General features: G+C 62.7%; 21 protein-coding genes and 1 pseudogene. 19 read left to right on the top strand and 3 right to left on the bottom strand.

Annotated elements, in window-relative coordinates; translation table 11 throughout:
- Positions 1-22: 22 nt before the first annotated feature.
- The gene (locus RS75_RS02890) at positions 23-391 is read right to left on the bottom strand and encodes a winged helix-turn-helix transcriptional regulator (protein WP_045017335.1); all 369 of its coding nucleotides are present in this window, start codon (positions 389-391) and stop codon (positions 23-25) included.
- A 143-nt stretch (positions 392-534) separates the two neighbouring features.
- Here RS75_RS02890 and RS75_RS02885 point away from each other — a divergent pair, with 143 nt between their 5' ends.
- Positions 535-1374: an SDR family oxidoreductase gene (locus RS75_RS02885; RefSeq protein WP_045017148.1), complete on the top strand. Its 840-nt coding sequence runs from the start codon at positions 535-537 to the stop codon at positions 1372-1374.
- 26 nt (positions 1375-1400) lie between these two features.
- On the opposite strand, the gene RS75_RS02880 is transcribed toward RS75_RS02885, so the two are convergent.
- Positions 1401-3041 carry an alpha/beta hydrolase gene (locus RS75_RS02880; protein WP_045017146.1) on the bottom strand — a complete coding sequence of 547 codons (1641 nt, stop codon included), beginning with the start codon at positions 3039-3041 and terminating at the stop codon, positions 1401-1403.
- Between the two features lie 520 nt (positions 3042-3561).
- Between RS75_RS02880 and RS75_RS02870 the strand changes: the two are divergent.
- The 11 genes and pseudogenes from RS75_RS02870 (at position 3562) to RS75_RS02820 (ending at position 12090) form a co-directional block, all read left to right on the top strand.
- Positions 3562-4095, top strand: a pseudogene (locus RS75_RS02870) (hypothetical protein).
- Positions 4092-5351, top strand: coding sequence for a DNA-packaging protein (locus RS75_RS02865; RefSeq protein WP_045017142.1), 1260 nt, complete (start codon positions 4092-4094; stop codon positions 5349-5351). Before RS75_RS02870 ends, RS75_RS02865 begins: the two are co-directional and overlap by 4 nt.
- A gap of 488 nt (positions 5352-5839) precedes the next feature.
- Positions 5840-6478 carry a lysozyme family protein gene (locus RS75_RS02860; RefSeq protein ID WP_045017333.1) on the top strand — a complete coding sequence of 213 codons (639 nt, stop codon included), beginning with the start codon at positions 5840-5842 and terminating at the stop codon, positions 6476-6478.
- Between the two features lie 42 nt (positions 6479-6520).
- Complete coding sequence (locus RS75_RS02855) at positions 6521-6844, top strand: Dabb family protein (RefSeq protein WP_162484786.1); 324 nt, start codon at positions 6521-6523, stop codon at positions 6842-6844.
- Between the two features lie 228 nt (positions 6845-7072).
- The gene (locus tag RS75_RS02850; RefSeq protein ID WP_045017140.1) at positions 7073-8239 is read left to right on the top strand and encodes a phage portal protein; all 1167 of its coding nucleotides are present in this window, start codon (positions 7073-7075) and stop codon (positions 8237-8239) included.
- Positions 8240-8426: 187 nt separating this feature from the next.
- Entirely contained in the window at positions 8427-8747 is a 321-nt protein-coding gene (locus tag RS75_RS02845) for a DUF6107 family protein (protein ID WP_003497097.1), read from the top strand.
- 42 nt (positions 8748-8789) lie between these two features.
- Positions 8790-9380, top strand: a complete 591-nt coding sequence (locus RS75_RS02840) for an HK97 family phage prohead protease (RefSeq protein WP_045017138.1) — start codon at positions 8790-8792, stop codon at positions 9378-9380.
- A gap of 36 nt (positions 9381-9416) precedes the next feature.
- Positions 9417-10685, top strand: coding sequence for a phage major capsid protein (locus RS75_RS02835; RefSeq protein WP_045017136.1), 1269 nt, complete (start codon positions 9417-9419; stop codon positions 10683-10685).
- A 104-nt stretch (positions 10686-10789) separates the two neighbouring features.
- Entirely contained in the window at positions 10790-11359 is a 570-nt protein-coding gene (locus tag RS75_RS02830; RefSeq protein ID WP_045017134.1) for a head-tail connector protein, read from the top strand.
- Between the two features lie 3 nt (positions 11360-11362).
- The gene (locus RS75_RS02825; protein WP_045017132.1) at positions 11363-11698 is read left to right on the top strand and encodes a phage head closure protein; all 336 of its coding nucleotides are present in this window, start codon (positions 11363-11365) and stop codon (positions 11696-11698) included.
- Positions 11695-12090, top strand: a complete 396-nt coding sequence (locus RS75_RS02820) for a DUF3168 domain-containing protein (RefSeq protein WP_045017130.1) — start codon at positions 11695-11697, stop codon at positions 12088-12090. The genes RS75_RS02825 and RS75_RS02820 overlap by 4 nt, the downstream gene beginning before the upstream one ends.
- A 7-nt stretch (positions 12091-12097) precedes the next feature.
- On the opposite strand, the gene RS75_RS02815 is transcribed toward RS75_RS02820, so the two are convergent.
- A complete protein-coding gene (locus tag RS75_RS02815) occupies positions 12098-13297 on the bottom strand; it encodes an MFS transporter (RefSeq protein ID WP_045017128.1) in 1200 nt (399 codons plus the stop codon).
- Positions 13298-13390: 93 nt separating this feature from the next.
- On the opposite strand from RS75_RS02815, the gene RS75_RS02810 reads away from it, so the two are divergent.
- From RS75_RS02810 to RS75_RS02780, 7 genes are all read left to right on the top strand, one after another.
- The gene (locus RS75_RS02810) at positions 13391-13798 is read left to right on the top strand and encodes a phage major tail protein, TP901-1 family (RefSeq protein WP_045017126.1); all 408 of its coding nucleotides are present in this window, start codon (positions 13391-13393) and stop codon (positions 13796-13798) included.
- Positions 13798-14157 carry a gene transfer agent family protein gene (locus tag RS75_RS02805; RefSeq protein WP_045017124.1) on the top strand — a complete coding sequence of 120 codons (360 nt, stop codon included), beginning with the start codon at positions 13798-13800 and terminating at the stop codon, positions 14155-14157. The genes RS75_RS02810 and RS75_RS02805 overlap by 1 nt, the downstream gene beginning before the upstream one ends.
- A 26-nt stretch (positions 14158-14183) precedes the next feature.
- A complete protein-coding gene (locus RS75_RS02800; RefSeq protein WP_045017121.1) occupies positions 14184-14375 on the top strand; it encodes a rcc01693 family protein in 192 nt (63 codons plus the stop codon).
- Positions 14376-14471: 96 nt separating this feature from the next.
- Positions 14472-15053 (top strand): phage tail tape measure protein, encoded by a 582-nt coding sequence (locus tag RS75_RS02795; protein ID WP_045017120.1) that lies wholly within the window; start codon positions 14472-14474, stop codon positions 15051-15053.
- 69 nt (positions 15054-15122) lie between these two features.
- Positions 15123-15761 carry a TIGR02217 family protein gene (locus RS75_RS02790; RefSeq protein WP_045017117.1) on the top strand — a complete coding sequence of 213 codons (639 nt, stop codon included), beginning with the start codon at positions 15123-15125 and terminating at the stop codon, positions 15759-15761.
- Entirely contained in the window at positions 15758-16642 is an 885-nt protein-coding gene (locus RS75_RS02785) for a DUF2163 domain-containing protein (RefSeq protein WP_045017115.1), read from the top strand. The genes RS75_RS02790 and RS75_RS02785 overlap by 4 nt, the downstream gene beginning before the upstream one ends.
- Positions 16639-17073: a C40 family peptidase gene (locus tag RS75_RS02780; protein WP_045017112.1), complete on the top strand. Its 435-nt coding sequence runs from the start codon at positions 16639-16641 to the stop codon at positions 17071-17073. Before RS75_RS02785 ends, RS75_RS02780 begins: the two co-directional genes overlap by 4 nt.
- The last annotated feature ends 12 nt before the right edge of the window (positions 17074-17085 follow it).

The following is a 17085-nucleotide window of genomic DNA, read 5'->3' as shown; positions in this document are numbered from 1 at the left end:
GTATGACGGAAGGGAGCGGCGCCTAAGCCGCAACCTTACCGTCATAAGCCCTCTGCGCCGCCAACACGGCATCGATATTGCCCTCCGCCCAGTGGGCGAGTGCCGCCACCGTGTCAGTCAGCGTGCGCCCAAGTGGTGTCAGCGAATATTCGACCGTGACCGGAACCGTTGGAAAGGCCTGCCGGGAAATCAGCCCGTCGCGCTCCAGCTTCTTCAGCGTCTGCGACAGGACCTTTTGTGAGATGCCCTTGATTTCCCGCCGCAGGAGGTTGAAGCGCACCGCTTCCACACGCAGCCGGTCAAGGATCAGCAGCGCCCATTTGTCGGCGATCCTGTCCAGAACCATCCGTGTCGGGCAGCGATCCTCGTAAACGTCAAAGATGCGTTCCATCGATGTCATCCTTTTGTTTCAGGGCCGGACAGGTTTCCGCAAGGATACCAGATAACCGGAAAGTGCTCTCTTTTCATGATTTCTAACACACAGTATGTGTGTTTTCGAAACATGGTTTCCATTAGATACTACGGAGATATGAGATGACTGGCAAGATACTTGTGATCGGTTCCACCGGCACCATCGGCACGCCGCTGGTAAAGGCGCTTTTGGCCAAGGGCGAAAAGGTGAAGGCGGCCTCGCGCACCGGCAATGCGGCGGACGGCGCGGAAGGGGTGCGTTTCGACTATACCGATGCCTCCACCTACGCGGACGCATTCGACGGCGTGGACCGGCTGTTTCTGATCCTGGCAGGCGGGCGTCTGGATACCATCGACGCGCTGACGCCGGTGGTCGAGGAGGCTGCTCGCCGCAAGGTGAAGATCGTGTTCCTCAGCGTCTTCGGCGTCGATGCCGACGATTCCATTCCCTATCGCCAGGTCGAGCTGAAGATCATCGCCTCCGGCGTGCCTTATGTCATTCTGCGCCCCAACTGGTTTGCCGATAATTTCCACAGCTACTGGAAGGCGGGCATCGAACACGGCCAGATTGCCGTTCCGGCGGGCGAGGGCAAAACGAGCTTCATCAATGTGCGCGATATTGCTGGCAGCGCAGCGGCGGCACTGACTACGGATGCCTTCGACGGCAAGGCGTTCAACCTGACCGGCCCGCGGGCGATCGGTTACGGCGAGGCGGCCGCGATCATTTCGCAGGCAATCGGCAAGCCGGTCTCTTACGGTCCCGTTTCGGACGAAGTCTTCATCGGCATCCTCACCGGTGCTGGCGTTCCGAAGGATTATGCGTCCTTCCTCGCCTCGATCTTCCATCCCGTGCGCGAAGGCTGGACCTCGGCAGTCACCGGCGATGTCGAGACGCTGACCGGCCACGCGCCGCGTTCGCTGGAGACCTATGTGGCCGACCATGTGGACGTGCTGAAAGACTGACGCCGGAAACGATACGCTCGCCGCGCCTACGCCGGATCGGTGGAGCCGCGGCGGGCCTTGAAGAACATCTTCAGCCGCTGGATATCCTCCGTGTTCCAGCCTTGCGGCTCCGTCACCTCCGTCCACGCATCGATGTAATGTTCCGGCGCATAGACATGGCCGTAACCGATCGGCGCCGTGGTGGCGGCGGCGACATCGAGACCGAGCTGCAGCAAGGTCACGACCGGGAACCAGCGGAAGGATGTGGAGACATCCTGTCCGTGATGGCTCATCCATTGCGGACGCCGGTAAAGCGAGGCGGGCTCGAAGAAGGTGATGGGGTCGCTGGCATATTGCAGATAGACGATACGCATCGGCCCCCACGCCACATCAGGCATATGCGCGGTGGTATATTGGTTGGCGAAGCGGATCACCGAGGAATCGCGGAAACGCGGCAGCCATTCCGGCGTACCCGCCACCCGGCCATCGGTGGCCATGCGCCATGTGGGACTGGAAAAGGGCGGGCCGCTCCACAGCGCGCCCTGGAAGGGATCGGCCAGCACGTCGTAAAGATCGGAGGATTTTTGCGAATTCAGCGAACCGAGGCTGAGGCCATGCAGATAAAGCTTCGGTCGCGTTTCCTTCGGCAGGGTCGTCCAATAACCGTAGACCGCCTGAAACAGTGCACGGGCCGTTTCCACGCCATAATCCGGTTCGGTCAGAAGTGCTATCCAGCTCGAAAGATAGGAATATTGTACGGCGACGCTCGCGACATTGCCGTCATGCAGATATTCGACCGTGTCGAGCGCTTCCGGATCGATCCAGCCGGTGCCGGTGGGAATGACGACCAGCAGCACCTTACGCTCGAAACCGCCGACCCGCTTCAGCTCTTCCAGTGCAAGGGACGCTCTTTGCTCGGGTGTCGATGCCGAATTTAAGCCCGCATAGACCCTGAGCGGCTCGCTGGCGGGGCGGTGGGTGAAGGTGGAAATCTCCTGTGCCTCCGGCCCGCCGACCACGAATTCCCGGCCTCTGCGGCCAAGCGATTCCCATGTCATCAGGGAAGCGCTGCTGCCGGTTTTGAGCGCGTCGGAAGGGCGCGGCACATCCGGTTCGATCAGCGCATCCACCTGTTTCAGCGAGGAATCCGCAAACTTCAGACCGATATCGAAGATCAGGCCGTTCAGCAGCATCCAGGACAGTACGATTGCGGCGGCGATGCCGAGCACATTGGCGAGCCGGCGCGGCAGGAAATGACGGCTGCGGGCCGAGAAGAACCGGCGGATGAGCTGGAAAAGCCGGCCCGCGCCGATCAGGAGGGCGGCGACCAGCACCGCGACGCTGCCGGTCTTGGTGGGATGGGCGCTGGGCAGCGGATCGAGTTCCATCAATATGCGGATCGAGTTCTGCCAGTCTTTCGCCTGCCACAAAAATCCTATCGCCGTAACCGCACTGGCAAGTGCTATAAGAAAACGGATGCCATGCCGGTTATGACGCGAGGGATGGGGCAATTCCAGATAGGTCCAGATCGCGGTAAGCGCCACGCCGATCAGATAACCGATGGCAAAGGAAAATCCGCACAGCACACCCTGCACCTGCCATGTGCGTGGCAGAAGAGACGGTGTGAGCGAAGCGCAGAACAGAACCGTGCCGAAGACGATGCCGGTTGCCGAAAGACCCGAGAACAACCGTCCAACCCATTGTTTCAACAACTTGACCTGCCCCTTTGCCTCACCGCTTTCGCGAGAGTGTAGTATGCGGCGGGCGAGGGTGCAAACCCCTCGGGAAGGATAAAAATCATCGTAATAGGAAAATAATCCTTTACAGCGTGACGGTGGTTTGATAGTGTTTGGATACAGTCGGAGATTTGCGGTTGAACGGCAATAGTCGGTTTGGCAGGTTGCGTTCGGGTTTGGTCACAAACGTCCCGCCATTCTCGACGTCATTCTTGGGCTTGTCCCAAGGATCTAAACGCGCCGATAAAATCAAGACGTTGCAGATCCTCGGGACAGGCCCGAGGATGACGTCGGCGTGTTTGGTGAGGGGCATCATTTATTGGATGATGCCCATGCCTCGTTCGTCTCCGAAAGGAGGATGACGATGGAGGGCGCTCAGACTTTGTCTGCAATCTGAACCGGTTCCGAGGGTGGTATTCCCCCAACCGGTGCGCTCGTGCGCATCATGGTATTTCTCTCGCAGGTCGACCTCATGACGAATTTCCGCAATTGCGATCTGGCGCTGCACGGCGTCTGGCCGGAAAGATGCGCCTATGGCGGCGAGGCGAGGCTGGAAACGGCACCTGAGATAAAATCGCGGGCCGACAAGCTGGCCGCCGAAGATGCGGCGCGCAACGGCGAGTTGCGGCAGGTGCTGAACGAGCTGACGGTGGAGATGCGCGATCAGTTTCACATGTATCGCAATCTGCGGCAGGCGAGCGAGGCGACATTATTGTCGGCGACGGAGGATGCTCCGGGCAAGCAGGCGCGCGCCGATGTGAAGGCCGCGACGGACCAGCTTTCGGTCGTCGTCCGCACGCTGGAACGGATCGACGCCCTGCAACGCCTGCTGGCGGAAGAAAGGGCGGCACTTGCCGGGGATGACGAGACTGATACCGAGGATTAGGAAGCCGCTGTTGCGCATTTCCTCGAACGTATCGACGAACTGGCCGAGCAGAAATGCCGCGCAAGACTGGAGGCGGAAGCGACACGGACGCCCAGTGCTCCGTCGGGGGCCAGTGCATGAGGGGTCTTTCGCCCGAACCGCGCCTGCAGGAACAGGTCTTTACCCTTCTGCGCGACTGGCGTTTTATCGGCAACCTGCCGCAGCAGCCGCCTGAGGGCGACTGGCGGACATGGCTTCTGATCGGCGGGCGCGGTTCCGGCAAGACCCGCGCCGGGGCCGAATGGGTGCACAGGATCGCCTCGCGTGAGAGACATTCGGATTTGCGCATCGCGCTGGTGGCGGAAACGCTGGGGGATGCCCGTGAGGTGATGATCGACGGCATTTCCGGCATCTGTCGCATCGCGCGCCGCCGCCGTCCCGTCTTCGAGGTCACGCGCCGGCGGCTCGTCTGGCCAAACGGGGCGATGGCGCAGATATTTTCCTCCGAAGACCCCGAAAGTCTGCGCGGGCCGCAATTCCACATGGCCTGGGCGGATGAACTCGGGAAATGGAAATATCCGCAGGAAACCTGGGATATGCTGCAATTCGGCCTGCGTCTGGGGGATGCCCCACGGCAATTGGTAACAACGACGCCACGGCCCATTCCGCTCCTGAAGGCGCTCCTCGCCGACCCCTCGAGCCGGGTGGCGCGCATGCCGACGGCGATGAATGCACAAAATCTTTCGCCGGGTTTTCTGAAAGCCATGCATGATCGTTATGGCGGCACGCGGCTGGGGCGTCAGGAAATCGGCGGCGAACTGATCGATGAGCGCGAAGGCGCGCTGTGGAAACGGGCCGATCTGGAAGCGATCGTGGACGCGGCGCACGAGCCGTTGACGCGGATCGTGGTGGCGGTCGATCCGCCCGCCGGTATTGGTGAAAATTCCTGCTGCGGCATCGTCGTGGCCGGACTTGGCATGTCTGGCAAACTGGTGGTGCTTGCGGATTGTTCGGTGGAAGGCGAAACGCCGGCCGGCTGGGCGCGGGCTGTGGTCGCCGCCGCCCGTCATCATGAGGCTGACCGGGTGGTGGCCGAGGTCAATCAGGGCGGCGAGATGGTGCGGGCGATGCTGCAGAGCATAGACGCCAACCTGCCGCTGACCTTGGTGCGGGCAAGCCGGGGCAAGTTCACCCGAGCCGAGCCGGTGGCCGCACTTTACGAACAGGGCAGGGTGCGCCACGCCGCACGGTTTGAAAAGCTTGAGGATCAGATGGCGGATTTCGGACCCGGCGGACTATCCTCCGGGCGCTCGCCCGACCGGCTGGATGCGCTGGTCTGGGCGATAACGGCGCTGACGACGGCGGTTGCCGGCGAGCCGAGGGTGCGGGGGATGTGAGACGCCACCTCCGGTCCGAACGCCGCCGCCCTATTGTTATTCCGGCAGCTAAAACCACGCGATGATGCCGTGTCAAATCTCCACAATCGACACATGTTCGCCCCGGTCAGAACCTGCCGGGGACAATGTCGAGTGCGCAAAGCGTTTAGCGATAAACGCGAGCGGTCTTTATTTCTTCGGAGATTGCGCCGGTTTCGGCTGAGAGCCGGTTTCGCGCATCTGGCGCCACTCGTTTTCGAGACGGTCATAAACGGTCTGGGGGATTGTCGCTGTCATGGTGGCATTCCTCCTTGAATGATCAACGCTGCACAATTGCGCGATGAACGGAGTTAGCGCTCCAAGGTTGCGGAATTCAAGAAATTTTTTACCTCGAAACCCCGGCCTGCGGATTAAAATCGATTAGGATTTTTTCAAATCGATTTAGTTCTGACGGCCGTCATGTGGAAAAACTTGAAGGGGTGATCGCCCCCGATTTTCAGGAGCCGGCTATGGCCTATGACGAGGCGCGATTCTTCGCGTCGGTACGAATTTCCATCTTTAGCGGTCGCCTGCGCGCCGCACAGCTTGCCGGAACGAGGACGATACTGGCGGGTTTCGATAAGGCGCTGACGGGCGGCGATCCGCGCTTTCTGGCCTATATGCTGGCCACGACATTTCATGAAACGGCGGCGACCATGCAGCCGGTGCGCGAGACATTGGCGGCAAACGATGCGGAGGCGATCGCAAGGCTCGACCGGGCTTTTGCGGCGGGCCGGCTGCCGATGGTGCGCAAACCCTATTGGCGGCCGGACGCTGACGGCAAAAGCTGGCTGGGGCGCGGCTTCGTGCAGCTGACGCATCGCCGCAACTATGGGGCTATGTCGGCGCTGACAGGAGTTGACCTGCTGGCACGCCCCGAGCGGGCCATGGAGCCGGATGTGGCAACCGCGATCCTGATCCGTGGCATGGCAGCCGGCAGCTTTACCGGCCGCAGGCTTTCCGATTTCTTCAGCGGTGAGCGCGAGGATTGGGAAGGTGCGCGCGCAATCATCAACGGCAATGACCGGGCGCGGCTTGTCGGCGATTATGGGCGGGCATTTCATCGCGCCCTTGTCGCAGCGCGGATTGAACCGGCGCGGGCCAGATGATAACCCGTTATTTGCGCCGGCAAGGCCGAATTCGAATTTTGCATGACAGGTGACACCGTGATCCGCCATATCGTTTTTTTCACCGTTCCCGAGGAAAACCGCGACTCCGTGCGCAAGGGGCTTTCAGGCCTGACCGCGATACCGCATTCGCTGAAGCTGGAAATCGGCGAAAACGTGAAGAAGGACCAATGGGGCAATTCGGTCGATTTCATCGTCTATGGCGAGTTTGAAAACGAGGCGGCGCTGGCAGCCTACAAGGCCGACCCCGCCTACGATCTGTCGACCCGCACGGTAAAGCCGCTGCGTGAAACCCGTGTGGCCGCCGATTTCAACAGCGATACGGCGGTAAAAGCGCCGATCCGGTAAGCGTTCTCTTTTCCTCAAAGAGGGCGGGGGCGCATCTGTGCTCGGTTTGCGGACAATAGGCGTAAACTATTCCTCCGTCATGCCGGACTAGATCCGGCATCCAGCCACGGCGCGTCTGCGCCGTGAGAAGAGTCTTACGCGATCAAGGACTTGATCACGCTGGACCCCGGATCTAGTCCGGGGTGACGGCATGCAGATGCCGCGCAGCATCAAAACAAGGACAATTCCATGCGATTTCCGTTTTCCCTGCCGTGGCGGCGCCCGGCGGATGGCAGAGCCGTGCCCGAACGCAAAACGGCAACGGGTGGCTTCATGGCGGTGGCGGCGCAGGGCGGCCAAGCCTTCTGGTCCGGCCGCTCCTATGCCGCACTTGCCCGTGAAGGCTTCATGAAAAACCCTGTGGCGCACCGTGCCGCCCGCATGGTGGCGGAAGCCTCGGCGTCGGTGAGCTGGCTGCTTTACGATGGCGATGAGGAGATCGGCGATCATCCGCTGCTGACGCTTCTGGCCAAGCCGAGCGCCCATATGGGCGGGCCGGATTTTTTCGAGGCGCTTTACGGCCATTTGATGCTGGCCGGAAACGCCTATGTCGAGCCGCTGCTGATCGGCGAGCGCCTGCGCGAACTGCATCTTCTGCGGCCCGACCGGGTCAGCATCGTCGAGGGGGCAGATGGCTGGCCGGTGGGTTACGACTACCGTGCCGAAGGCCGTGCCATCAGGCGCATCGCCACTGATCGTGATGGGCTGGGATTGCTGCATCTGAAGCTTTTCCATCCGCTGGACGACCGCGCAGGGTTCGCGCCGCTCGCCTCTGCGGGGGCCGCTCTCGATCTGCACAATGCCGCAAGCCAGTGGAACAAGCGCCTGCTCGACAATTCCGCCCGGCCTTCCGGCGCGCTGGTCTACCAGCCGAAGGAAGGCGGCAATCTTTCCACCGAGCAGTATGAACGGCTGAAACGCGAGCTGGAGGAAGGTTATCAGGGCGCGATGAATGCGGGCCGGCCGCTGCTTCTGGAAGGCGGGCTTGACTGGAAGGCGATGGGACTTTCGCCGCGCGACATGGATTTTCTGGAAGCACGCAACGGTGCCGCGCGCGACATCGCGCTGTCGCTCGGTGTGCCGCCGATGCTGATCGGCATTCCCGGCGACAATACCTATGCCAATTACCAGGAAGCGAACCGCGCCTTCTATCGCCTCACCGTGCTGCCGCTGGTCAACCGCACGGCGGCAAGGCTCTGCGGTTGGCTGTCGCCGATTTTCGGCGCCGGGCTACGGTTGGAGCCGGATCTCGACAGGGTCGCCGGGCTTGCCGGCGAGCGGGACGCGTTGTGGACGCGCATCGGCGCGGCGTCGTTTCTGACCGACGAGGAAAAACGGGAGGCGGTCGGGTACTAGGCGGCGAGGCCGCCGTACCGGATCGCATCTTCGAGCAATTTATGAACCAGCGGAATCGTTTTGTGAGGTCTGCCGCCCAAGCGATTCTGAAGACTCGCGAAACGGCGTTTTGAAAGTGCGCAACTGACCCGAGGACGACGCGGCGCGTCTGTCCGATTTTTCACATCTTAAACCGGAATGATTACCCATGTCTGAATTCGCCAATGAGGCCGGCATCTGGGCCGCCCGCATCACCGGTGCCGTGGCAGGCGCGGGTGTGTCGCTCGTCTATCTCCTGCCGAAAAGCAAACGCGAAGCGGCGAGCCGTTTCATCACCGGGGTCTCCTGCGGCATGATCTTCGGCGGGCCGGTCGGCCTGTGGATCGTGCAGCAGCTTGATATCGCCGGCGCGCTTTCCGGCCGCGAAATCATGGTGGCGGGCTCGGCCGCGGCCAGCATGGTGGCCTGGTGGGGGCTTGGCCTGCTGGTGCGCGTAGCCGACCGTTACAACGCCCGTCCGCGCGCTTAACCTCCACGCGGCTCCCCTTTCTTCACATCGCAGGAGTTTCCCATGCACGTCTATCGCGGGCCGCGCCCCGCCACGCGCAAATTCGCCAATCTGGAACTGTGCGGCATATCCGGCGACGGCACGTTTTCCGGTTATGCCAGCGTCTTCGGCGAGGTCGATCTCGGTCGCGACGTGATCGAGCGCGGTGCTTTCCGCCGCTCGATCGAGGAACGCGGCGCGGCCGGCATCCGCATGCTCTATCAGCACGATCCGGCCGAGCCTATCGGCGCATGGCGCACCATCCGCGAGGATGAGCGCGGCCTTTACGTCGAGGGCGTTCTGGCCCCCGGCGTCGCCCGCTCCCGCGAGGTGCATTCGCTGATGAAGACGGGCGCGCTGGACGGGCTGTCCATCGGTTTTCGCACGGTGCGTTCCAGTAAGGAGGGGCGCTCCGGCAAGGCGGCACGTTCCGGCGTCAGGCGCATTCTGGAAGCCGATCTCTGGGAAATCTCCGTCGTGACCTTTCCGATGCTGCCGTCGGCCAGGGTCTCCGACGTCAAGCACGCCCGTTTCTTCCGCGACCGCGAGACCGAACTGGTGCGCACCATGCGCCGCGCCGCGTGCTCGCTTTTCGACACCGCCTTCAAACGCTGACTTCCCGACAAACACTTCCGACACAAGGATGGCGACATGACAGACCAGACCACCAGACCGGCCGCAATGACCGTCGCGCCGCAGGTAAAGGCCGTGCCCGACACGATGACGGCGGCCTTCGACGAATTCATGGAGGCGTTCGAGGTCTTCCGCGACACCAACGACCAGCGGCTTGCCGATATTGAGCGCAAGATGGGCGCTGATGTCGTGACCCGCGACAAGCTCGACCGCATCGACAAGGCGCTCGATGACAACCGCAGGATCATGGACGATCTGGCGCTCAAGAAGGCGCGTCCGGCACTTGGCCGCAAGCAGGCGCACTCCACCGATCTGGATGAGCACAAGGCCGCCTTCGAGGCCTATATCCGCCGGGGCGAGGAGGGCGCGCTGCGCGATCTGGAGGCCAAGGCCTTTGCCGGATCAAGCGGTGCCGATGGCGGTTTTCTGCTGCCGACCGAAACGGATGGCGAGATCGGCCGCCGCATGACGGCGATTTCGCCGATCCGATCACTGGCGACCGTGCGGCAGGTGTCCACCGCCGTGCTGAAAAAGCCGTTTTCGCCCGGCGGACTGGCAACCGGCTGGGTCTCCGAAACGGCGGCCCGTCCGCAGACGGCGACGCCGCAGCTTGCCGAACTGTCCTTCCCGACCATGGAACTCTACGCCATGCCTGCGGCCACGCAGGGTCTGCTGGATGACGCGGCGGTCGATATCGAGGCCTGGATCGCTTCGGAAGTGGATATCGCCTTTGCCGAGCAGGAGGCTGCCGCCTTCGTCACCGGCGACGGCGTCAACAGGCCGAAGGGTTTCCTCTCCTATACGGCCGTCACCAACGACAACTGGAGCTGGGGCAATATCGGTTATGTCGCGACTGGTGTTGCGGGCGGCTTTGCTTCCGCCGGGCCGATGGATGTGTTGCTGGATGCCGTCTATGGGCTGAAGGCCGGCCATCGCCAGAACGGCAACTTCGTGATGAACCGCAAGACGCAAGGGGCGCTGCGCCGCTTCAAGGACACGACCGGCGCCTATCTCTGGCATCCGCCAGCCGCTGCCGGCCAGCCCGCCTCGCTGATGGGCTTCCCGGTGATGGAAGCCGAGGACATGCCGAACGTTACGGCAAACAGCTTCGGCATCGCTTTCGGGGATTTCCGCGCCGGCTACCTCGTCGTCGACCGCACCGGCGTCCGCATCCTGCGCGATCCCTATTCGGCGAAACCCTATGTGCTGTTCTACACCACCAAACGTGTGGGCGGCGGCGTGCAGAACTTCGAGGCGATCAAGCTGGTGAAGTTCGGGGTGAGTTGAAGGTAGATGTCTCGGCCCGTTTCTTCTCCCATCTCGGGGAGAAGAAACAAGTGGCACCCACCCACTCACTCACTCACGCGATTGCCATCTTCTCCGGAGACCCCATGACCTATGCCCTCATTCATCCGCCGCAGGCGGAGCCGCTGACGCTTGCCGAGGTCAAGGCGCATCTGCGTCTCGATACCGCCGATGAGGACGCGCTTCTCGCCGCGCTGATCCGTACCGCCCGCGAACATCTGGAACGCACGACCGGGCTTTGCCTCATACGTCAGACATGGCGGCTTTATCTCGACCGATGGCCGCCGAACGGCGTGATTCCGATTGGCAAGGGACCGGTGCAAGCCATCGAAACGATTGTTGTTTTCGATGGTAAGGGGCGCGCGACCGACATCGCCGCCGCCGACAGATTGCTCGACGGCGAGGCGCGGCCCGCAAGGCTGTGGCTGCGCGATCCGCCAGCGCCTGGGCGGGCGATGAACGGCATCGAAATCGACTTCGCTGCCGGTTATGGCGAGGCGGGAACGGATGTGCCCGATACGCTGAAACGAGCCATGCTGATGCATGTGGCCCAGATGTTCGCCTTTCGTGGCGCCGTCGCTCTGGAAAACCAGCCGGCGGGCGTTCCCGCCGGTTATGAGCGGCTGGTGTCGCCTTTCTGCCGTGTGGGGTTTTAAGCCATGAACCTCGTTTTTCTCGACCCCGGCAAGCTGACGGCGCGGCTGGAACTGGACGTGCGCATGCAAACGCCGGACGGGCAGGGCGGTGCTGCGGAAAGCTGGAATGTCCTGCGCTCGCTCTGGGCCGCGATCGAACCCGTGTCCGATACGTCCCACGAACGGGCCTCCGCCGAGGGCGTGACGATAACCCACCGCGTCTGGCTGGCCTGGCGCAGCGATATCGCCGCCGGCATGCGCTTTCGCAAGGGCCGGCGTATTCTGGCGATCCGCACCGTGATGGACCCGGACGAAACCGGCCGCTTCATCGTCTGCCGCTGCGAGGAGGAAAGCCCGTGAGCGCCGCAAACCCGCTTTTAAAGGCAATTTTCACAAGGCTTGCCGGGGACGCCGCGCTGGTGGCGCTCACCCCCGGTGGCGTCGTTGATCGGCTTTTGTCGCGTGGGCTCTTGCCGTCAATCGTCATCGGCGATCTCGAAAGCCGCGATTATTCGACGGCGACGGAAAAGGCCGAGGAGCATTTTCTGTCGCTTCAAATCTGGGGTGATGCCAATGGCCGCAAACGCGCGGAGGAAATCGCCGAGCGGGTGAAAATCCTGCTCGACGACGCAGCCCTTCCGCTCGCCGGCGTCTCGCTCGTCAATCTGCAATTTCTCTCCACCCGCTCGCGGCGCGAGCCGAAGACACGGAATTTCCTTGCGGAAATGCGTTTCAGGGCGGTGACGGAATAGGGCCGGCTCAGGAAGCCTGTTTGCGCACGGCTCTCCAGAGGATGACCAGCAGCAGAAACGAAATGCCGATCAGCACGGCGGCGATGGTCAGCATGGCCGATACCCCGCCACGATCCAGCGCCAGCGTGAAAATGACGGGGGCCACGGCAATGGCAAGGTTCTGCGGCAGGGAAATGCGCGCGGCCTGAAGGCCGTATTGCTCCGGGGAAAATACCGCCAGCGGCAATACGGCCCGGCTGACGGTGAGCACGCCAGCGCCAAAGCCGAAGAAAACGATGAAGCCGATGAAAGCGGGCATGGCCGGGGCAAAAACGATCAGCAGGATGAAGGACACGAGCAGCAGACAGAAGCCGATCACGGCGGTGACGAAAGGGCCTCCGTGTTTTCCGAGCAGAAAATCCAGCCCGCGCGCCGTGATGGCAAGTATGCTGCGCACGGCCGCCAGCTGCACGGCAAGCGATTGCGAAGCGCCCGCCTGCACCAGCAGCAAGGGCAGGAGCGGAGACAGGCCGAAGGTCGTGAAGGCGCTGATCGTCGTCATTGCCGCCAGAAGCACAAAGGCGCGTCGTGTATCGGCAGGCGCCGGTGAAATGGCGGTTGCGTCCTTCGGCTTCGCCACTCTGCGCGCCGGTCGCCCGGGAAGAGCAAAGACGTAAAGAGGCAGAAGAACGAAAAATTGCAGACAGGCATACCCGAAAAGGATGCTGCGCCAGCCGAAGTGCTGATTTGCGAATGCTGTGACGGGCAGAAAAATCGCCGCCGAAAGCCCGGTAAACAACATCAGAAGCGTCAGCGACCGTCCGCTTTCAGCACCGACACGCTCCACCACGGCGGTGTGGGCAGCCGTCGTCAGGCCGCAGGCTGCGGCAAAACCCATCACGACCCAGCCGAGGACATAGCTTGTTACGCCGCCTGCAAAGGCCAGCACGATAAAACCGGCGGTGAAGAGCAACGAACCCGCCACAAGGACGGGTGCTGCGCCGTGGCGCACGAGAGTTCTTCCCAGAAGCGGTCCGCACAGCGCGCTTATCGTCATCATGACGGTAAGGCCGGCAAAAACGATCTCGTTCGTGATTGCCAGTTCCTGGCCGATCCTGGGTCCGAGCAGGCCCAGCATGTCGAAACAGGTGCCCCAGCTGACGACCTGCCCAACCGCAAGCACGCTGATAAGGCGCGCACGAGACGTGGGAGGGGCGGCATCGGACATGAGGAAAATCGACGGTGCGAGGGGCTGGAAAGCTATTGGTAGCAGGCCTTTAGCAGGGCGGCAACATCAATCGAGACAACAAGGAGAACACGAATGGTGGCGCAAAAGGGCAAGGACCTGCTGCTGAAGATCAACAATTCCGGTGCCTACACGACTGTGGCGGGGCTGAGAACCAAGCGGCTGGCGTTCAACGCCCAGGCCGTGGACATAACGGACGGTGAAAGTGCTGGGCGCTGGCGAGAATTGCTGGCCGGTGCCGGCGTGCAGCGGGCGTCGCTGACGGCTTCCGGCATCTTCAAGGACCTGGTAAGCGATGCGCTGGTACGCGGCGCGTTTTTCGCCGGCACAATTCCGGGTTGGCAGATTGTCATTCCCGATTTCGGCACCGTCACGGGGCCGTTTCAGATCGTCGCGCTCGAATATTCCGGCCGCCATGATGGAGAAGTGCAATTCGAGATCGCGCTGGAATCGGCCGGTCTCCTCACCTTCGGAGCGATCTGATGCCGCAGGGATTGCGTTACGGGCGAGCCAACCGTCATCGCGGCGAGATCGAGGCGCTGATCGACGGGGAGCGGCGCATTCTGTGCCTGACGCTCGGCGCGCTTGCCGAACTCGAAACCGCCTTTCAGGCCGATGATCTGACCGCGCTTGCCGAACGTTTCGCAAGCGGGCGCATGAAGGCGGCGGATATGATCCGGGTGATCGGCGCGGGTCTGCGCGGCGCGGGCAATGTGTTTTCCGATGAGGATGTCGCCGCCACCACCGTCGAGGGGGGCATCGCCGGCCACGCCGCAATCGTCGCCGATCTTCTGACCACGACTTTCGCCGGTCCGAAAGGGCAGACGCCGCCGGACCCCTAAGCGCCGCAGCAGGCGAGGCGGGGAGTGTGACACCGCGTCCTTTCCCCTGGGAGGCGGTGATCCACACCGGCTTCTGCCTGCTGCGGCTTTCCTCCGAAACCTTCTGGCGGCTGACGCCAAGGGAATTCTTCGCGATGACGGGCGGCACACGCGCCATTTCCAGCACCATCGACCGTCCGGCGATGGAGGCGATGATACGGCTGTTTCCGGATGGGTGATCTGTGGCTTCCTCTTTTGGAGGCGCATTTTTCCGTGAAAACCACGAAGCAATTCAAAAATATACGGCTCCGTTTTGAATCAGAAAGGCAAGCGCGATGGCAGGCGAAGGATCGATTGCGGAGAGCCGCGAGGAGGCGGAAGCGCTCGCGGATGTGATGGGCGATCTCGAACGGCGCTCCGAGCGGTTCGGGGCGGCGCTGACCTCCGCCATGCAGGCGGCGACGACGGGCGGTAAAGGGCTGGACGATGTGTTGCGCGGGCTTGGACAAAAGCTCTCCGGCATGGCGCTTTCTGCCGGCCTGAAGCCGCTGGAGAGTATGATCGGCAATGCCGTCGGTGGGCTTTTGAATGGTGGTGGTTCGCTGTTTGCCTACGCCGATGGCGGGGTGCCGGGACGCAGTATCACGCCTTTTGCGGATGGCGGCGTCGTCTCCAGCCCCGCCTTCTTCCCGATGGGGGCTGGGCTAGGCCTGATGGGCGAGGCGGGCGCGGAGGCCATCCTGCCGCTGAAACGCGGTTCGGATGGCGCTCTGGGTGTTGCTGCACCCGCAGGCGGCGGCGGCGCGCAGATCGTCTTCAACGTGACTGCGACCGATGCGGCGAGCTTCAGGAAAAGCGAAGGCCAGATTGCCGCCATGCTCGCCCGCAGTGTCGGGCGCGGCCAGCGCGGATTGTGAGGCGCTGCATGCCCCTTCGGGCGCGCGACGTGTTTCCCAACACAGCAAAAAGATTCGTGGAACAACGACATGGCGGCATTTCATGAAGTGCGGTTTCCGCTGAGACTTGCGCTCGGCACCAGCGGCGGGCCGGTGAGACGGACCGATATCGTCAACCTTTCCAACGGGCGGGAGAACCGCAATCAGCGCTGGAAGAATGCCAGACGCGCCTATGACGCCGGATCCGGCATCCGCTCCGTCGCCGATCTTTACGAGGTGCTTTCCTTTTTCGAGGCGCGTCGCGGCGAACTTTACGGCTTCCGTTTTCGCGATCCGGTGGATTTCAAATCCTGCCCCCCGGGCACGACACCCGCCGCCGCCGACCAGCGGATCGGCACCGGCGATGGCATGACTGTAAGTTTTCAGCTGTTGAAGACCTATGCCGATGCGGGCGGCGCCTTCACCCGGCGGGTGGAAAAGCCGATCGAGGGTTCTGTCGTCGTTTCCATAGCGGGGGTGAAAGCCTCGCCAGCGGATTTTTCGGTCGATCATGCGACCGGCATGGTGACATTTCGCGCTGGGCAGGTGCCGCCTGCCGGCGCAGCCATCCGCGCCGGTTACGAATTCGACGTGCCGGTGCGGTTCGCGATCGATCGCATCGACGTGAACCTGACCGCCTTCGAGGCGGGGCGTATTCCCTCCATTCCGCTGATGGAAATCCTGCCATGAAGACAATTCCTCCCGCCCTTGCCGAACATCTGGAAGGCGACGCCACCACCACCTGCCATTGCTGGAAGGTGACGCTGAAGGACGGCGTGGTGATCGGCTTCACCGACCATGACGAGACCCTGTCCTTCGGCGGCACGGCCTATCTGGCCGCGAGCGGCTTTGGGGCGAGCGATGGCGACAGCGAGGTTGGGCTGGGCGCGAGTGCGGGCGAGGTGACGGGCGGTTTTTCCAGCGAGGCGATTTCGGAAAACGATCTCGCTGCCGGGCGTTTCGATGGCGCACAGGTGGCGCTGTTCCTCGTCAACTGGCAGGCGCCCGAACAACATCTGTTGCTGAACATGCGGGAAATCGGCGAGGTGACACGGGCGGGCGGAGCGTTTCGCGCCGAGCTGCGCAGCATCGCGCATCGCCTCGGCCAGCCGCAGGGCAGGGTCTATGGGCGGCGCTGCGATGCCGCACTTGGCGACAGGCGCTGCGGCGTCGATCTGGCACGGTTTACCGGCGGCGGCAAGGTTACGGGCGTAGATACGGCGGGCAATCTGCTGGCGACAGGGCTTGAGGCTTTCACGGACGGTTTCTTCAGTCGGGGCAAGATGAGGTTCCTGAGCGGACGGCTCACCGGCAAGAGTTTCGATCTCGATGGGCACGAGAAGCGCGGTGGCGACACGCTTCTGTCCTTCTGGTTGGCCCCGGAACAGGCGCCGTCAACGGGTGACGTTTTCGAAGTCACGGCCGGATGCGACAAGAGCTTTGCGACCTGCAAGGCGAAATTCGCCAATCATCTGAACTTTCGCGGCTTTCCGCATCTGCCGGGCGCGGACTTCGCCTATTCCTACGCCAGCGGCAGCCAGACCCATGATGGCAAGGCGTTGTTTCCATGAACGGGACTGGAGAAAGAGTGCTGGCGCTGGCGCAAGGCTGGATTGGCACACCCTACCGGCATCAGGCGTCATTGCAGGGCGTCGGCTGCGATTGCCTCGGCCTCGTCAGGGGCATCTGGCGCACGCTTTATGGCGAAGAACCCGAACTGCCACCGCCCTATGCGCCTGATTGGGCGGAGCGCGGCGGCGAAGACCGGCTGATGGCGGCGGCGAAGCGCTATTTCGCGACCGTGCGCGACATGGACGAAGCGATGCCGGGCGACGTTCTGCTGTTCCGCTGGCGGCGCGACGCGGCGGCGAAACATCTCGGCATCTTCGCCGGACAGCAACATTTCATCCACGCCTATGAACAGGCGGCGGTGGTGCGCTCCGCCCTCGTTCCGGGCTGGAAGCGGCGCATTGCCGGCGTCTTCCGTTTTCCCGATCCCTGATATTTTCCGAGG

This window comes from Rhizobium nepotum 39/7 (assembly GCF_000949865.1).
Lineage (GTDB): Bacteria > Pseudomonadota > Alphaproteobacteria > Rhizobiales > Rhizobiaceae > Agrobacterium > Agrobacterium nepotum.
Note: the sequence above shows the minus strand (reverse complement) of the source record. Positions and strands in the feature narration are given on the sequence as shown.

What these genes read in the sequence shown, in the direction of transcription:
- RS75_RS02865 (WP_045017142.1), top strand. Translation starts at nt 4,092, where the DNA reads ATGAGGGGTCTTTCGCCCGAACCGCGCCTGCAGGAACAGGTCTTTACC.
- RS75_RS02790 (WP_045017117.1), top strand. Translation starts at nt 15,123, where the DNA reads ATGGCGGCATTTCATGAAGTGCGGTTTCCGCTGAGACTTGCGCTCGGC.
- RS75_RS02785 (WP_045017115.1), top strand. Translation starts at nt 15,758, where the DNA reads ATGAAGACAATTCCTCCCGCCCTTGCCGAACATCTGGAAGGCGACGCC.
- RS75_RS02860 (WP_045017333.1), top strand. Translation starts at nt 5,840, where the DNA reads ATGGCCTATGACGAGGCGCGATTCTTCGCGTCGGTACGAATTTCCATC.
- RS75_RS02805 (WP_045017124.1), top strand. Translation starts at nt 13,798, where the DNA reads ATGCCGCAGGGATTGCGTTACGGGCGAGCCAACCGTCATCGCGGCGAG.
- RS75_RS02835 (WP_045017136.1), top strand. Translation starts at nt 9,417, where the DNA reads ATGACAGACCAGACCACCAGACCGGCCGCAATGACCGTCGCGCCGCAG.
- RS75_RS02810 (WP_045017126.1), top strand. Translation starts at nt 13,391, where the DNA reads ATGGTGGCGCAAAAGGGCAAGGACCTGCTGCTGAAGATCAACAATTCC.
- RS75_RS02825 (WP_045017132.1), top strand. Translation starts at nt 11,363, where the DNA reads ATGAACCTCGTTTTTCTCGACCCCGGCAAGCTGACGGCGCGGCTGGAA.
- RS75_RS02890 (WP_045017335.1), bottom strand. Translation starts at nt 391, where the DNA reads ATGGAACGCATCTTTGACGTTTACGAGGATCGCTGCCCGACACGGATG.
- RS75_RS02840 (WP_045017138.1), top strand. Translation starts at nt 8,790, where the DNA reads ATGCACGTCTATCGCGGGCCGCGCCCCGCCACGCGCAAATTCGCCAAT.
- RS75_RS02830 (WP_045017134.1), top strand. Translation starts at nt 10,790, where the DNA reads ATGACCTATGCCCTCATTCATCCGCCGCAGGCGGAGCCGCTGACGCTT.
- RS75_RS02850 (WP_045017140.1), top strand. Translation starts at nt 7,073, where the DNA reads ATGCGATTTCCGTTTTCCCTGCCGTGGCGGCGCCCGGCGGATGGCAGA.
- RS75_RS02780 (WP_045017112.1), top strand. Translation starts at nt 16,639, where the DNA reads ATGAACGGGACTGGAGAAAGAGTGCTGGCGCTGGCGCAAGGCTGGATT.
- RS75_RS02795 (WP_045017120.1), top strand. Translation starts at nt 14,472, where the DNA reads ATGGCAGGCGAAGGATCGATTGCGGAGAGCCGCGAGGAGGCGGAAGCG.
- RS75_RS02855 (WP_162484786.1), top strand. Translation starts at nt 6,521, where the DNA reads ATGACAGGTGACACCGTGATCCGCCATATCGTTTTTTTCACCGTTCCC.
- RS75_RS02845 (WP_003497097.1), top strand. Translation starts at nt 8,427, where the DNA reads ATGTCTGAATTCGCCAATGAGGCCGGCATCTGGGCCGCCCGCATCACC.
- RS75_RS02815 (WP_045017128.1), bottom strand. Translation starts at nt 13,297, where the DNA reads ATGTCCGATGCCGCCCCTCCCACGTCTCGTGCGCGCCTTATCAGCGTG.
- RS75_RS02885 (WP_045017148.1), top strand. Translation starts at nt 535, where the DNA reads ATGACTGGCAAGATACTTGTGATCGGTTCCACCGGCACCATCGGCACG.